This window comes from Desulfobacca acetoxidans DSM 11109 (assembly GCF_000195295.1).
Lineage (GTDB): Bacteria > Desulfobacterota > Desulfobaccia > Desulfobaccales > Desulfobaccaceae > Desulfobacca > Desulfobacca acetoxidans.
The window spans coordinates 2,033,265-2,050,119 of sequence record NC_015388.1 but is presented as its reverse complement, the minus strand read 5'-3'; the positions used below and the strand labels follow the sequence as shown (position 1 = coordinate 2,050,119).

Annotated in this window: 11 protein-coding genes; 6 read left to right on the top strand and 5 right to left on the bottom strand. The window is 56.0% G+C overall.

The features are described from left to right. The first annotated feature begins 106 nt into the window (after positions 1-106). The 6 genes from DESAC_RS09120 to rlmN all read left to right on the top strand — a co-directional run bounded on the left by DESAC_RS09120 (position 107) and on the right by rlmN (position 6,460). A complete protein-coding gene (locus DESAC_RS09120; RefSeq protein WP_013706776.1) occupies positions 107-2,623 on the top strand; it encodes a PAS domain-containing hybrid sensor histidine kinase/response regulator in 2,517 nt (838 codons plus the stop codon). A gap of 339 nt (positions 2,624-2,962) precedes the next feature. Continuing rightward, a complete protein-coding gene (locus tag DESAC_RS16285; protein WP_013706775.1) occupies positions 2,963-3,379 on the top strand; it encodes a hypothetical protein in 417 nt (138 codons plus the stop codon). Next, positions 3,363-4,415: a J domain-containing protein gene (locus DESAC_RS09110; RefSeq protein WP_041283897.1), complete on the top strand. Its 1,053-nt coding sequence runs from the start codon at positions 3,363-3,365 to the stop codon at positions 4,413-4,415. The genes DESAC_RS16285 and DESAC_RS09110 overlap by 17 nt, the downstream gene beginning before the upstream one ends. Before the next feature lie 12 nt (positions 4,416-4,427). Then, positions 4,428-4,937, top strand: a complete 510-nt coding sequence (moaC, locus tag DESAC_RS09105; protein WP_013706773.1) for a cyclic pyranopterin monophosphate synthase MoaC — start codon at positions 4,428-4,430, stop codon at positions 4,935-4,937. 30 nt (positions 4,938-4,967) lie between these two features. Continuing rightward, entirely contained in the window at positions 4,968-5,330 is a 363-nt protein-coding gene (gene dksA, locus DESAC_RS09100) for an RNA polymerase-binding protein DksA (RefSeq protein WP_013706772.1), read from the top strand. Between the two features lie 74 nt (positions 5,331-5,404). Beyond that, positions 5,405-6,460, top strand: a complete 1,056-nt coding sequence (rlmN, locus tag DESAC_RS09095; protein ID WP_052301926.1) for a dual-specificity RNA methyltransferase RlmN — start codon at positions 5,405-5,407, stop codon at positions 6,458-6,460. Between the two features lie 77 nt (positions 6,461-6,537). Here rlmN and DESAC_RS09090 read toward each other — a convergent pair whose 3' ends face one another. The 5 genes from DESAC_RS09090 to DESAC_RS09070 all read right to left on the bottom strand — a co-directional run bounded on the left by DESAC_RS09090 (position 6,538) and on the right by DESAC_RS09070 (position 16,854). Then, positions 6,538-6,930 carry a DUF3192 domain-containing protein gene (locus DESAC_RS09090; RefSeq protein ID WP_013706770.1) on the bottom strand — a complete coding sequence of 131 codons (393 nt, stop codon included), beginning with the start codon at positions 6,928-6,930 and terminating at the stop codon, positions 6,538-6,540. A gap of 182 nt (positions 6,931-7,112) precedes the next feature. Beyond that, the gene (locus tag DESAC_RS09085) at positions 7,113-8,018 is read right to left on the bottom strand and encodes a transthyretin (RefSeq protein ID WP_013706769.1); all 906 of its coding nucleotides are present in this window, start codon (positions 8,016-8,018) and stop codon (positions 7,113-7,115) included. A gap of 32 nt (positions 8,019-8,050) precedes the next feature. Further along, on the bottom strand, positions 8,051-12,130 hold the full coding sequence (locus tag DESAC_RS09080) for a right-handed parallel beta-helix repeat-containing protein (RefSeq protein ID WP_013706768.1): 4,080 nt from the start codon (positions 12,128-12,130) through the stop codon (positions 8,051-8,053). Between the two features lie 63 nt (positions 12,131-12,193). Then, positions 12,194-14,416, bottom strand: a complete 2,223-nt coding sequence (locus DESAC_RS09075) for a hypothetical protein (protein ID WP_013706767.1) — start codon at positions 14,414-14,416, stop codon at positions 12,194-12,196. A gap of 41 nt (positions 14,417-14,457) precedes the next feature. Next, positions 14,458-16,854 (bottom strand): baseplate J/gp47 family protein, encoded by a 2,397-nt coding sequence (locus tag DESAC_RS09070; protein WP_013706766.1) that lies wholly within the window; start codon positions 16,852-16,854, stop codon positions 14,458-14,460. Between the last annotated feature and the right edge of the window lies 1 nt (position 16,855).

Here is a 16,855-nt window from a genome sequence, read left to right as displayed (position 1 = left end):
CGGTAATGTATACAAGGTTTAAAAGCCGGAGCGTATAAGTATCTCTAAAAGCCGATAAGTTTCCCCGATATTCTCAAAGAGATCAAAACCCTTGAGGAGGCCGACCTTGGATAATGGCAAAGAAGATATCGATTATCCCGGAGAAATCATTGAGGCAGTAGATCGCGAGGAACAAGAACGCCGTTCTATTCAAGAATATATCTTCCAATTAGAAGAGGCCAAGGATACCGCAACGGAACAGGTAAAAACGCAAGAAGAGAACTTGCAGGAAACCGTGTCCTTGTTACAGGCTACCCTCGAGTCCACGGCAGATGGCATCCTGGTCATCGATCTGGCGGGGAGGATTGTCAGTTATAACCAGAAATTTGCCAAAATGTGGCGCCTCCCGGACGAGGTGTTGAAATCCCACGATGACGCCCGCGCCCTCGGATGGTTATCCCAACAACTTAAAAATCCCCAGGTTTTTTTACATCGGGTCAAAGAACTGTATGAACGCCCCCACGAACAATCTCTTGATATCCTTGAATTTATTGACGGGCGGATCTTTGAGCGATTTACCCAGGCGCAATACCTGGGCGATCGCATTGTGGGACGGGTGTGGAGTTTCCGGGACATAACGGAGCGGAGGCGGGCGGAGGAGGTGCTGAAGCAGAGCGAACAACGCCTGAAACTGGCCCTGAGCGCGGCCAACCGGGGCTGGTATGACGTCAATGTGCAAACCGGCGAGGCTATGGTCAGCGAGGAGTATGCCCGGATGTTGGGTTATGAACCTGAGAAATTTTCCGAGACCGCAGACAAATGTATAGCACGCCTTCACCCCGATGACCGTGAGGCAGTTGCGACGGCGTACCACGCCTACCTGAAGGGCGAGTTGCCGGAGTATCGGATAGAATTTCGCCAACAGACCAAGTCAGGGGATTGGCTCTGGACCCTGTCGATGGGCAGTATTGTGGAATGGGATGCTGACGGAAAACCGCGCCGCATGTTGGGGACCCATACCGACATCTCCCAACGAAAACGGGTCGAAGAGGCGTTGCGGGAATCAGAACGGCAATTAGCTCAACTCATCGATTTTTTGCCGGATGCTATGTTTGCCATCGATCGGCAGGGAAAGATTATCATCTGGAACCGGGCCATCGAAGAGATGACCGGGGTCAAGGCCGACTCCATACTTAACGAGGATGGCCACGCCTATACCATACCCTTTTATGGCATTCGAAGACCGGCGCTTATTGATCTGGCGCTGGCAAATGATCCTGATATAGAAAAAAAATATCTCTTTATCAAAAGAGAGGGGGATATTCTCGAGGCCGAAGCGGAAGTGATATTAAAAGGAGAAAACCGACTGCTTTATGCCAAAGCCCGTCCTCTTTATGACTCTCAAGGAAACGTCATCGGAGCCGTTGAGGCAATCCGGGATATCACCGAGCGCCAGCAGGCCGAGGAAGAGCGGGCCAAACTCGAAGCCCGGATGCGGGAAGTCCAGAAGCTTGAAAGCCTGGGAGTGCTCGCCGGGGGTATCGCCCACGATTTCAACAACCTGCTCATGGGCATCATGGGAAATGCCGACCTGGCTCAGCTTTCCCTTTCACCCGCTTCTCCGGCTATCCCCTATCTTCAGGAAATCACCCGCGCCTCCCAGCGCGCCGCCGATCTTTGCAACCAGATGCTGGCTTACTCCGGCAAGGGCCGATTCTTGGTAAGGCGATACAACCTCTCCGAAATTGTTCGGGAGATGGCCCGGATGCTGGAAGTATCGATTTCCAAGAAGGCTATGTTGAATTACCGTCTCGCCGATGCACTGCCGGCGGTAGAGGCCGATGCCACGCAGCTCCGTCAGATTATCATGAACCTGATCATTAACGCCTCTGAAGCCCTCAACGACCAAAACGGCGTCATCACCCTGTCCACCGGCGTTATGGATTGTGACCGGCGTTATCTCTCCGAAAGCTACCTGGATGACAACCTGGCGGAGGGGAGGTACGTCTTCCTAAAGGTCTCGGATTCAGGAGCCGGAATAGATGAGGAAACCCGGCAGCGAATCTTCGACCCATTCTTTACTACTAAATTTACCGGTCGGGGTCTAGGTCTGGCCGCAGTGCTTGGCATCGTCCGGGGACATCGGGGTGCTATTCGAGTTGGCAGCGAACCGGACCGCGGGACAACCTTCACCATTCTGTTACCCGCAGTCTTAAGTTCTCGCGAAGAAATGACAACCGATGCCGTCCTCTGCCCTACCCCCCTGCAGGGGGGAACCGTCCTCCTCGTTGACGATGACCCCGGTGTACGCCAGGTCGGTGTAAGGATGCTTAGAAGTCTGGGCTTTTCAGTGTTGACGGCGGCCGACGGCCAGCAAGCCTTGGAGTTAGTCCAGGCGCAGGGGGACGACATCGATTGTGTACTGCTTGATCTCACCATGCCCCGCATGGGTGGGGAGGAAACGTTTGTCAAGCTTCGCGCCCTACGAAGCAACATACCGGTAATTCTGTCCAGCAGCTATAATGAGCAGGACGTTGTCCAGCATTTCTACCGCGGCGGCTTGGCGGGGTTCATCCAAAAACCTTATTCTCTCACAAAGCTCCGGGAAATCTTGTCCGAGGCGCTCTCGATGAGAAAACACTGAGCCTGCCTGTCTGGGGAAATACCCTTCTTTTTGACATTACACGAATATAACTTCTGCACCGGCTGGCAAGCCTAGGCCACCAGTTAGCCATTTTTGGGTTTAACTGGTGCTTTTATTTAAGAATGACAATCTGTTACTCTATAGCGGCCCTTGGCCGCCGAAATTATCTGATCCGGATTCCTCTCCTGTTTTAGCCGGATAATCCTGATGGTTTTGAAGATGAATTTAAGGCTAATAAATATGGTTTACAAGAAAAAGAATTTTAGCTACATTTAATAATTTAGAGTGGTACTTGTTAATGTTGTGAAATATTGTTCAGATCAGCACTGGCGGAGTTTTATGATAGTGAGTAAGGTGCCTGGTTTTTTAAAGAAAAAAAGATTTCTGGATGACGCCAAACTCTCGGCGGAGCGTTGCCGGGACTATGGCACTATGTTCCTGAATGCAGGTGCGTTGGCTGACGCCTTGGATTTCTTTCTTAAAGCCGGAGACGGTCCGGGATTGGAACAGCTCAAGGAAATTGCTTTGCAGACGGGAGACGCCTACCTCCTGGAGCGGATTTTACAAGCACAAGGGTTATCGGCACCGGAGCTATGGGAACAGGCCGCAGCCAAGGCGCAGGCCTTGGGAAAGCTTACCCTGGCACGCTGGGCCTGGGAGCGGGCTGGCAAGAGTGCCCCGGCTGAATGTGGAGACGGCGAGTTGGGGAAGAGTGACTGGCAACCTCTCGGTGGTGATCATGCCGACCGCGCCTAAGTGTTATCGCCTTCTGGGCGTTTCTTCCAAAGCCAGCGTCGCTGAGATCAGGCGGCGGTTTCGACTCCTGGCCTTGAAATTCCATCCGGATCGCAATCCCCACAATTTGGAGGCAACGGCCCGGTTTCGAGAGTTGGCTGATGCCTATGCCGCAATCTGCGCCCAGCGCCGAGCGCAGGTGGCATCGACACCCGAGGAGAAAGAGCGTCCCGGTGTTTATTCAGATAACGGTAACGTCAGGCCGGAATCTTTTACCAAAGCAGACATGGCGGCGTTTTTTGGGTTTGAAGACAGGCTGCAGTATTGTGGCAGCCATACCGGACCGGACTTCCGCTATGACCTGCAGATTTCGTTTGCTGCCGCCATATGGGGCATAGAACAAGAGATTGAATTTCAACGGTTGGCGCCGTGTAAGACCTGTCAGGCCACTGGACTGCGACCGGGGAGTTATTACCAGAGCTGCTCCGCCTGCAAGGGGCGCGGCCGTCTTTGGGCCAGTCCGGGGCAGCTCAGCATCGGCGCCGTCTGCCAGGTCTGCCAAGGATTAGGACAGATTATTACCCATCCCTGCCCGCAATGTCTCGGAGAGGGATATACTCAAACGTCACAGAGATACCGGATTGTGATCCCTCCGGGTACGGAAGACGGCGACCGCATTATGATTGCCGGGCAGGGAGGAGAAGGATCACGGCAAGGAACGCCGGGGCGGCTCGTTGTGGTAGTGCATGTCGAGCCGGATAGTTTTTTCACCCGCAAAGGACAGGATCTCTATGGCTGTTTAGATGTCTCGTTTGCCCAGGCAGCTACGGGGGGAATGATCGAAATACCAACACTTTTTGGAAGCACTGCCTTCGACTTGCCCAGGGGCGCTCTTTCCGGACAGACTTTTCTTTTCCCCGGCCTCGGAGCGCCGGGATGGGGTGGCCGCCAGCCCGGAGATCTGATTATAAAAATTCAGATAAGCAACAGACCGAGAGCCCCCCAAACTGACGCTGCTCATGAAAGTTACCGGAAGAGAAGAGAGATTAATGAATAGGAAATGAGTCCTTTGAATTCTCCGGCAGATAACAGATTTACGCATTTAGACGCCAATGGGCAGGTCTGCATGGTGGATGTCAGCAGCAAACCGGAAACCGTCCGCCAGGCTATTGCCGAGGGTTCTATTTTTTTGGGACCCAAAGTTTTCCCGTTGCTTCTCGGCGGCAGTCTCAAAAAGGGCGATGCCCTGGCTGCAGCTCGACTGGCAGGCATCATGGCGGTCAAGAATACATCGCAACTTATTCCGCTGTGCCATGTTATTCCCATCACCGCGGTTGAGATAGACTTTTCCCCGGACCACCAAAGGCTGACCCTGAATATCAAGGTCATGGTCAGAGCCCAGGCTAAAACCGGGGTAGAGATGGAGGCCCTAACCGGCGCGGCTGCAGCCGCGTTGACGATTTATGATATGTGCAAAGCGATCGACCGGAGTATGGTCATTGAAAAGATACGCCTGGTGCAGAAAAGCGGTGGCAAAAGCGGAAACTACACTCTTGGGGCAACGGCACCGAGCGAATAATTTTCGATCGCAAGGGAGGCGCTAAGGGAGATGGAACCGGAACGGCTGGCGCAATTTAAAGAGGCCTTGGAAGAACGGTTGAGAGAACTTCTCGGAGAGGCCGATAAGACTGTCACAGGCATGGCGGATGCTCTCGACTCCTTTCCCGACCCCACTGACAGGGCCAGTCTTGAGACAGATCGCAACTTCATGTTGCGCATCCGAGATCGGGAACGTAAGTTAATCTCTAAAATAAAGGAAGCCTTGGAGCGGATTGAAGACGGTACCTATGGGATTTGCGAAGTCTGCGGGGAACCCATCGGGGAAAAACGACTGCTGGCTCGTCCGGTCACGACGTTATGCATCGAATGCAAGGCCCACCAGGAAAAACTGGAGCGGCTGCGGGGATCATAAAGCCTGCCAAAAACCGGTGAAACTGGACTGATTCAGGCTCGCCGGGGTTTTCTCACCGCCATATTGCGCCAATCATCATGTCAGACCTGATAAATCTCAAGGAACTTACCCAAACCGATTTTGAACAGCTCATGGTCTCCTGGGGGCAGGCACCCTTTCGCGCCCGGCAGGTGCAGAAATGGCTCTTTAAAGGCGCCACCGAGTTTAATGCCATGACGGATATCGGCAAAGAGGTTCGCCATCTCTTGCAGGAAAAGTCGTATATCAGCCAATTGGCCCTCTTGGCCCGCCGCCGGTCTGCGGACGGCAGCGAGAAATTCTCTTTCGGCCTGTCTGATGGCGAAGTCATCGAAAGCGTTCTCATCCCCGAAAACGATCACTACACCTTATGCCTTTCCTCCCAGGTTGGCTGCGCCCAGGGATGCCGATTCTGTCTGACCGGACGTCGGGGGCTAACCCGCAATCTTAGTCCGGCAGAGATTATTAATCAGGTGCTGGCGGCTCGCTCCCTGGTAGGGAAAAGACAGGCTATTTCAAATCTGGTGTTCATGGGGATGGGCGAACCACTGGATAATTTTGCCAACCTGGTGAAGGCGCTTACCATTATCCTTGCCCCCTGGGGACTCAACTTCTCATATCGGCGGGTGACCGTCTCCACCGTCGGTTTGGCGCCCTTGATTCCCGCATTGGGCCATGCCATCCGGGTAAATCTGGCGGTCTCTCTCAATGCCCCCAACGATGCCCTGCGCAGCCAACTGATGCCGGTAAACCGAAAATACCCCCTTGCTCAGATCATAGAGGCCTGTCGGGCCTTTCCCTTACCGCCCCACCGGCGCATTACCTTCTGCTATGTCCTATTGCAAGGGATCAACGACACTCCCTCCCATGCCCGGGAGTTATCCCGCCTGCTCCAGGGATTTCGGGCCAAAATCAACCTGATTCCCTTCAACCCCGATTCCTGCCTCCCCTTTAAACGTCCAACCCCGGAAGCAGTTCTCGCTTTTCAAGATATTCTGATTCAGAAACATTACACCACCTTGATCCGGGAAAGCCGGGGGGCTGACATCAGCGCCGCCTGCGGGCAGTTGGCGGGGGAGGTGCAAAGAGACATCCCTCCCGTCATTCACTAAACGGCTACGGGATTGACCGGACGTTTTGCTATATAGTGGATGGAACTCCTCTAGAACAGATTGAGAGGTGCTCCGTTTCAGCGAGTCAATTCATAGGGCAGACCCTCCTGCGCCTCCCTCCCTGGAAATGCCAGGGCTCGGTTATAGGCTCTCTGACCGATGCCCACCAGCCGATCTCCCTCGAATACCAGCGGGGTGTAGCCGCCCCGAATGGTTTCACTGCCGGCCTGGTCCATAGTATGAGTCTGGTACATCAAAATGGTGTAATGGGAACTGCCTCGAGAGCCTTCCTCGGTGACCTTAGGGGGACCCATCCGGGCAATGACTTCGTCTTTGCTCATACCCGCTTTGATATCCTGAAGGCGGAAATAACTCTGCCACATTGACGATTCAAACCGAGGATAGAGTATGGTTTCGCAGGCCGGCAGCAAAAACACCGACAACATAATCACAAGTAAACAGCGCAGCATGGCATGGTTCCCCGCATTGAGAAATGGCGTCCGAGAAAAGGTTAAAGGAGCTGACTGCCAGATGACCTTTGAATTATCTCGAATCCATCAGAATTGTAAGAGAAAGCTCATCAAGGTGCAAGCTAAAAAGGCGGGGACGGAAATAGCGGTGCAGGCCAGGATGTGGAGGCGCTTTTCCCTTTTTACTCAACCTCTCTTGGCAGCGTCAGGATGACAAACGTTATCCGGTCGGCATTGAACCTGACGTGATCAACCGTCGAGAGTAATTCTCTGCCATCGGCATCCACCACCACGAAATATAAATCCGCCAGTTCTTCGCCTTCGCTGAAATCCTGACGGCGGTAGGTTACGGTGAATTCTCCTTTACGGTTCGTCAGCGCCGCTCCCAATAGATCATCGTATCGGACATCCTTATCATAAACGCGCACCAGTACACCGGCTACGGGTTTGCCATCGGCGTCAACAACCCGACCACTGACGCTATAATTGACGGTTTCTGCGGGTTGCTGCGGGGGTTTCGGGGTCGCAGATTCAGCGGAAGGTCGACGGATGGGTTTGTGTGCCCCGAGATTCACTTCGACATTAAAGGTGCGGTTCACATCGAGCCTGACCGTCTCGGCAGTCCGGTAGATGACTTCTCCACTGCGAGTACGCACCGTTACAATATAGTCCTTGCCGGCCAACTTCGCCGCCACTTTCGGCGGGATGCGCCAGGCAAAGCGTCCGTTTGTCTCGGTGGTGGTGCTGCCGGCGGCCGGCACTACCCGCCCCTCGGTGTCTTCGATGGCGACTACCACACTGGCAGCTCCCTTGAGATCATCGTAGGCCACGCGCCCATAGATGACGATCTCATCCTGATCGGCCTGCACCTCCTCGGGCGCTGCCTCCAGAGCAGTTTCCAGGGCGCTGAGCATATCTCCGGCACCGCTGGCAGTGCGGATCATGCGCTGGACCCGCGGATCATTAATCCCGTGTTTCCGGGCCAGCCTCCCAGCTTCGCGCTCAAATAATGCCTGTCCCAACCGCTGCAGGTCGCTCAACCGTTTGAAGGCATCGTCTTCGGGTTTTGATTCTCTATATTGCGCCATGGTGGCTCTCCCTTTCCAGGTATTTAGTTTTATTACCCTAATTTACTCAAAGCCAAGGCAAATCTGGCGCTGGCGATCAACAGCCATTCTAGAATCTGCACATAGATGGTGGGAATCGTTTCGATTACTGTTTCCCCGCAGTTCATGGTATTCGTATTCAATCCGAAATTTGCCGACTCAAAACACCTATCTGTAATGCCAAACAATTTGAAGCAATACTGTCCCTGGTTGTTTATCATTCCGCCGGCCAGCATGCCGATCTGCAGCAGCGAGAAGCGGGAGACCCTTCCCTCAGCGATCATTCCTGCCAGGTTTGCCTTCAGAGCCAGCAACGGAGGTTCTTTCAGGCGGTTGTTAGCGGCGCGGGCAGTTGCACCCAAAATGATACTTGTGGTTACAATGCCGGTGGCATTCAGCACATCGATCTGGTTATCGACGAAATTTACATCGTCCATCGTGGCTATCGTGACTATCGTAGGGCGATCCCCGGCATCACCCTGCTTGATCTGGTTGCCGGCAAACAAAATGTTGCCATCGGGATAGCCGAACGGTATCTGCACCGGCTGGACCTGTGCGGCCGCCTCCATACTTTCGGCTTTCAATCCCCTCAGCATTAACTGTTCTACCAGGTATGCACCCGGACAGATGTCCACTACCATGACATTGGAGGCGAACAGATCGAGCGGCCCAAGCACAAAGCCGGCGGCAACCCGGCCGCTCAAACCGCCTGCCAGCGCGTCCAGGCTACGCGGCAGGGCGCGATCGCTGATGAGCTGGTTATCAGTGATCGAAAGCGGACCTGCGGCCCCGACAAACAATGACTTGCCGAAAGGATGGATCACATAATTGCCATCAATCCGCGCCGCGTGGCGACCCTGCGCCGCCCCCGTTAACCCCTGGGCATTAAGGCTGGCTACGGCTTCCTGAGCCGCCCCGCCGGCAAACACATTGGCGCTGAGGCAGATCGGCAACAGGATTGCGGCACGCGGGCCGCGGCCGTAATCTATGTCCGGAATATTGGCGGCCAAATAACCGGAGGCGTTGGTTACTCTATACCGGTTGTAGGAACCCCGTTTTTCCGAAATAGACCCCGGCAGCTCGCTCTCTTCCGTCTCACTCACTGCTCCATATTCCTTGATCGCCTGTTCGGCGCGGCGATCCTGTCCGTTGTTTAAGATGTGATTTTCGCGAATAGTCACATCAATTGAGAACGAGAGGAACACGCCGCACACCGGCGTTGCCGCATCACGACCGCAGTCCTGAATCATGTTCTCTTCGATATTCACTCCGTCGCACAATGCCAGGGAAATACCTCCCAGGGCCCGCTCAATAGCAAATTGATCGACCTTGGTTAGGGGAACATTCTGTAGACAGCGTGTAATCGTGTTGCGGTAAATGGTCAAATCAACGACAAAACCGGTAATGGTGCCGGTGGCGATATAGACCAGATACAGAAGTTGGAGGTTCGCCTTGCCACGCATAGCAAAACTGAACTCACTCAAAGCGGCGATATCGGCTGTGGTAAAACGCGGGGCGCCGATGCCGGAGAACCCCATGTTGACAATCCGGTTGTAATCGATGGTCACATCATGAATGAACGCCAGCAGATCTTCCCCGCCTCGGGGCGCTCTCTCCTCCCGTGCTTCGAGATATATATAATACAGGCCCGTCCCATAATTGCCTTCGCCCAGCGGTTCGATCTCTCTAACCCCAAATTGACTGTCGACTATCCCAACGCTATAGACACCGGCTGGCAGTTTGCCGTAAAAAGTACCGCTGGCGTCAACTTTTAACGGCAGGACAAACCCTTTGCCGTCATCAAAGGTGAGGGTCAAATCCCCGATGGCCTCGTTGTCCAACAAGACCTTTCCACTGATGATCTCATAATCCTGTTTCAGGGTAACTTCGGGGAATTCCTCCGCCCCACCCGGCGGCGGTTCGAATTCAGCGAGATTTACGTCGGCAATGTCACTTCCCAAGGTGATCCCATTACCCGCACCGCCGATAATGGTATTGCGGTGGATAGTGACGATTTCGGCGCCACTGCCTATCTGGATGCCACCGAGAGTCTGATAAGGGTTGTCGATCGGCAGATAAAAGGTATCAACACTCCAGCTCCAATTGACATAATAGACCAAAAAGGCCAGATTATCATAAAAATCGCTCGGATCGAGGCAAGGATCGGTCGGATTCACCGACGGCGTTTTGTCCTCCCCGGTCCAGATTTCCGGCAGTTTGCCGCCAGGTATAACCTGGATATCGCACTCCTCAATCGCCAGACGTTCACCCTGAGCATAAATCCCGACGTCGCCGCCTTCCTTGTCCAGCATACGGATGACGGTGCGTCGGATAATCAAGTCCTGACTATCCTCAACATCGATGCCGATTTTCCCGGCGAGGATTTTCATGTCCTCAATCTGCAAACCGGCTACCTGTTCGGCGGCAATCCCAGACCCGTTGACCGAAATGATCTCGAAATTGCCAAGCCCTATCCTTGAACAGTCGTTGATCTTGATCACCGGACTATCGTTCAAGGTCTTCGGAATCAGTTTGGAACAGCAACCACATCCGCTGATCGTAAGGTTACGGCGGCCGACAAGGTTGACGTCGGCGCGGTGTATACCGGGCAACAGGCAGATTTTTCCCCCCTGACCACCCAACTGCTCCAGCGCCATATCGAGGTCATTGTAATCGCCGTCGCTGTTCTTGCCATCGCCCACACAATAGGTGCAGCACCCTTCCCTAACAGTGAGCGGCCGGAATGGCGGTCGACAGTCAGTAACGTCAATCGAACCGTTCTGCTTCCAGTGAATCAATGCGAGGGGAGCCAAGAAGCGCGGCACACCTTCGGGAGCGGCACCACTCTCCAATTGCCAGGGATAAACCCGGGTCGGCGTCTCCGGGCGGGCTGCAATGATCCAGTAATCATCGACCATGGCCTCATCACCCGTGAGGGTAATCTCCAGGCCGGTGGTACCCAGGACAAGCGGCGTTCCGAAGGTGTATGGGATCGCTGGCGGCGACGTGATATCGCCCCCCCGGTTCCAGATCTGCATATAGTAAAAAATGCCATTCTCTGCCAGTTGGGACGCGTCCGGGCGATTTTTCCATCTGTCAAAACCATTGGGAACCGGATTAGCCAGGGTCAAAGTGATGGCGGCGTTGGCTGTTTCGTCTGATGGATCGACGGCGGTAAGGCGCGTCAGGTAGCCGCTGAGACCGGCAGTTTTCTCACCGTTGGCGAGGAGTGCGCCCCAGGGCAGAATTTCAACCACCTGCCCCACAATGGGTGTGCTGTACCGGTCGCGTGGCGGGGTTATCAACGTCACCTTCCGGCGATCCGCCGAAAGAGATACTCGGTAGAGCGGTGCGGCGTTGTCAAACCCCCAGGTGAGTTTATGGCCACCTTCAACAAGCTGGACGCGAATAGCCTGGTTCTCGGCATACTGGTAGCCACCCTCCCGCGGGGGCTCGCAAAGGTCGTCATCAACTCCTTCTTCGGTAAAGCCGACGGTCAATCGGGTGTTCACCATCTGGCGGCAGTCCTGCCCGATCACGCCCCATTTGTGATCCTTCATTTCTTTTTCGAGCAGTTGCCAGGCCTGATCACAAGTCCCGGCGCTGACGTTCGTCAGAACGTGGATCCGCTGAAAGCGGCGGTTGCGGGCACTGGTTTCAACGCCGACGGCGGGATCGAGTAATTCACCGTCTTCTACCGCTGTCACCGGCGCTTCATAAGCCTCCAGAAATACCAGGTCTCGCCGTCCCTGTCCTCCGGCAGGGATACGGGTCACCTGGAGATTGTCCCGCTGCGTATTATAGGTCTGGTTATCTTCCTGTTCCAGACGCAGGCCGCCAAGGTAGAGAGACCCGGCAAGTAGGTCAAATTCGAGGAATCCGCCCACCGAACGCACGTTCTTGACGCGGAAGCCATCGTCGGGTGATCCATAAGCGCCGATGATGTCCAGGCGGGTGCGCCGCCCTTCCTCCAAAGCTATCGATCTGCCGTCATTCTCGTCAAAGTCGGTAATCAACCGCCCCTGAAGCGTCCACGTGCCTGTATAGTGTTTTTTCGGGTCGAACATCGACCGCGACGCATCTTTGGTTCCCACAACGATACCCCCTTGTACGCTAGCGAAATCAGTCTACTTTCGGCAAGCGGGTTAATCCACGTTTCAGGTCTCTACTACGAAGACGGGCAGCAGTCCGAACGGCATAAACTCGGTAACTTTGGCGCGCAGACCATCCAGTTTGAACGGAGCACCCATCCGATGGTAAACCCCCATCTCGGTACCGTCCTCCCCGCCACGCGCCACCGCCTCCGGCGCTCCCGGCTGGAGCATGGCGTAACCGGGTTGACCATACTCATCGCTGACAAAAAGCGCCTTGGCGGTCCCTGGTTCCAGGGTGAACGACTCGTAGGGGCGAGGCAGACGTGACCCGAGCAGCGCGGCGCTGAAGCGAAAGCAGCCGGCCTGGGTATCGGCGACCTCCACCTTACCGGCAATCAGACAGTCGGTGGCATACAATCGCAACACGTCTACTGCTCCCCCCAGAACGGTCACCCGCGCCATGTCAACCAGGCCCACTCCGATCTCTAATACCGCCTCTGCCGAGCCGGTTGCTCCGAGGATGCTGTCCCGGATAACCAATGATTCGATAGCGCCCGGGCCGGCAAGGCGGATCGCTCCCAGAATACACGATTCAATCACCAGACGTTCGACATACCCGGCAACCACCAGGGGCACGCGTGGAATAGGGTTGCCGTTGACGTCCAACCCTCCGGGATCGAAGGTGCAGAAACGGATCGTTACCTGCTCGAAATCCCCGGACAGTATGATCGCCCGTTCATCGGTCACGGCGCCAACCCACAGGCCTTCCAACGTCATCACCGGATCGGGTTGGGCCGGGTCTGGCGGCGCACTGGTGAGGGTCCAGTCGGCGTTGAGCCGCAAATAGGGTCGCTGTTGATCGACTGCCCCCAAGACCAGGCCACGAATATCCGATATATCGGCAATAGGAGAATAGGTCCGGCTGTCTGAAATACAAACCACACCCGTGGATGGGATGGCGCCTAAAGGACCACCACCACCAAATATGGTATCCGGCCTCGCGGAAAAACGGCGGGAAAAGCCGCCCGCCCCCACAGGCTGATAGACCCCGACATGGTAATCCACCAGAACGCTGGCCGGAACCGGGTCGTAGATGAGTAACCGTCCGCCTTCCGGATCGATTAAGGCGCGCTTGTGGAATGGGAAGGCCTCCCAGACCGACAAATCTGCCGCCGCTACCTCATGATTGGCCAGGCAGACGGAAGAGCCATCCAACCGTATACTGACAGCGTTGGGCAGCAGGGCAAACTTGCCGCAATCCGGCAGTTCGGCCAGGCGCAAAATCTCCGGATACACCCCCGCACTAAGCAGTTCCGCCGCCTGAGGGAGCATGGCAAGACGGGTGCGCAGTTCACTTTCTCTCTTGAAGTGAATCCCGGCGATCGAACGGAGATCAGCCGCCGCCGCCGCAGTCAGCCCCACCTCGGCCACCAGGGTGGCGGCATCCTCCAGGTTTACCTGGTAACGAGACTCTGCCAGCAGGCGGCAAGGAATCGGTCGGGGTAATTCGTACTCTCTGGCATGGCGCCAGTGTTCCCACTGTTCCGGACGGGTACGCGGGGCGAACAACGGCACGCTGCGCCCGCTGGGATCAAAGGTAAAAGCCGCCCCGACAGGCGCCGCCTGCGGCAGGGGATCGACCCCGCGCACTTCGACTGCTCCCAGCCGATACAGATAAAACATCAACTTGGGGATGCCATACGACGCAGTCCGACGGACATCCGGGGTATGGAAATATTCATCGAACGGCGTCCCCACCAGATCGGCAGCCTCGCTGCGACGCAGATCCGGGGTCCCGCCCGGCAAGGTGAGCGTCAGTCTTCCAGCCGGAACCGGCGCTAAATCAAGATTGTGAAAGGTCCGCATCAACGTCTTAAAACCTTCAATGACCACACCTTCCCAGCCAGTGACGTCTGCGATCAGCTCTTCCAGCACCCTAAGCGTTCCGCCGCGACGACGGTAGTAGATTGTCTTCGCCACATCGATCCGCTGGCCGCGCCGATTGAGGGCGCTCAACAGTCGCGTCCCGACCAGATCGCCGATGTAGGGAATGGCCCACGCACTGCAGAGCTCGATGAAAAAGTCCTCCCAGGTCCGATCCTGGCTCCGCCTGAGGGCTGCCGCCTGCCGAGCCCAGGCCGTCACCAGGGCGCGCAGTACGCCCGGATCAGCAGCAATCCCATCCTCATGTCGATAGACTGCCGGAATCATCGCCCACAGCTTTTCAGCGTAGTACTCGGTATAGCCGTCGTTGACCAGCAGGACCTCGGGCGTATCATCGCTCATGGTGCAATCCTTTCATGAATCATATCCATTACCAGGACGGTCTAGACCCCTGCAGTTATCTTGACGAATTCAACATAGGTCCCCATCGGTGGACGGTAACCCGGCTTGAGGTAAGGATAACCGTTAATGTAGAGCCCCTGAGGCGCAACAACGCCTTCCACTCCCGCAGCCAGCGCCAGCACCTTACTACGGACCAGCGCCGCACCTATCCCCACCTTTTCTGGAGCCAGCGCCGCAGTGAGGACGCGCACGACCTCCCCCGTCACCATATCGTTCAGGTAGTCAGGGTCAATTTCCAGCGAAACGTGCAACCAGGCCTTGATGACCTTTGCCGCCTCAACCTCGAAAGGCACCCCCTCGGCGCTCACGGTCGTCAGTCGCTGTTTGATCAGCGAGCCTACATCTCCTGCCCCGATATACCAGATCTTGACGACCGGCCTTTGTTGGACTCCGCTCCAGCGCCATTCGGCTCTGGCGGAACGCACCCCGTTGCTCGCCGCGGCGACAGCTTCGTAATCCACCAGCGAGACGGCCCGACCCAGCATCAACGCTGAACGCGGTGCATACTGTTTGATGTCTGCTAGGCTTTCGGCGTCGGCCCCGCCAAAGGCGCCCAGGGGATTGACCAGGGCCGTGACACCTTTAACGGGAGTGACCATCTGGGTGATTGTCCGGGCCGGCGGGGTGGCTTTCCCCGCACCGAAGTAATAATGTCCGACCACGTGCGTCCCGGTTTTCAGTCGCATACCGTGCTCGCCATCGCCAAAAGTGATCAGACTGTCGCCCTTCTCATCCTGGCGGACAATATAAATCCGTTCCTCCCCTCCCCTGCCGTAAAAACGCGGGACTTCTCGCCACTTGACGCCGTCTACATAGATCTTTAGGGTGCTTCTCACCCCTAGCTCGCTTTCGGGTGCGTCCAGGTAGGTGAGCGGCTTCTTTCTCAGCCTGAAGGTCTGGTTAGCAATACTGCCGTCCCCGATGCCCAAGACTTCAGCGGTCACTTTTTCGCCGCGCCTGGCCCGCAAAATTGCCCCATAAAGGCTAACGGGCGGCGTCAAACCGGCGCCCCAGCTATCCGCCTCGCTGACGGTTAAAATGCCGTTTGTAGAAAGCGCCCCGCCAAGGCTGACAGCGTTTTCGTCCAGATCACGCAGGATAAACCTCTCCGGCTGATATTCTGCAGCAACCGCCTCTACCTTTTCCCGCACTTTAAGACTATCCTGGGCCCCGATCTTGGCTTCTGCTTCGCCCACTATCCTCCCGGCAGTGTGCATACCGAAATAGAACGTGCAGTCTGTGACAGCCGTCCCTGACCACATCGCCGTGTCTTCCGGGGCGCAACGCGCCGCCTCATCCCAGTGCGTATCCAAGACCAGTCTGGTCACGGGCGTTTTCACGGCGGGAACCGTGGTTGTCAGCGTCTTCCCATCATACGTCGAGCTGATCGTCTGGGCCGACTGTACCGTCCAGTTATAGGTAGACACTGACGAAACCGTAAACCAGCGGACGAAAACGCCTCGGCGCAGCAACACCAGATCACCCGGCTTGATCGAAGGATACAGGGCATCCAGATAAACATTTTTATAACGATACCCAAGGCCGTCGACGTAGACATAGTCGGCGCTTTTAACGTATGCCGTCCCTGTCGGCCGTTGCATGGCCGTGTCCACGATCGGCGTCCCGCCCAGGAGTTTGAGGGTTGAACCGAACTTCACTCGTGTGATCGGGTAGCCGGCGGCGTCCTCGGTATTTTCGATCTGCTTTACCAAGGCTGCGGCATGACTGGTGCCGGTCCGGACCAGGATCGGATCATCGGCTTTGACTGTAACTGATCCTCGTTGGCATGATAGTGACCCGGTCAGCAGCGTACTGCCACTTGCCCCGGCAAGCTTCTCCTTAGGCTGAGGCAACAGGGTAAACCTGGCTCGCAGCGGATGGAATGTGCCGCTGGCGAGCGCGGTGAAAACCTGCGGCTTTTCTTCGCCTTGTACAGTAAGGAACGACGCCGACCGAAATGCCGCCCCGACCGGAACCGTTACCGGCAAGCGGCCTTCCAGCGAGAGGGCCAGATCTACCATCGCCGCCACCGCCGGCCGGGGAATATAACCGATCAGCCCGGTCAGTGTCCGGATAGCGTTTAGACGCAACGCTGTCCGGATATACGACTCATTGGCGATGAATCCGTCATAGAAAGCCAGGACATCGCACACATAGGCAAACATCTCGGCAAGCATGACGCCAAAGTCCTCAACGTCGCGGCCCAACCAGTTCGCCCGGCGGAGCGCCGTCTCCCGTGAAGCATCCCCTAACAGCGCCGCCCTGAACGCCGGGAAGATTCCGATCTGCCGAGATGTCAGGATCATCTTCAATCCGGGGGCAATCTTGATCTGCGCCGGTTCCTGCGGACGCCCGGGGTATAGTGCATGGGCGGTCATG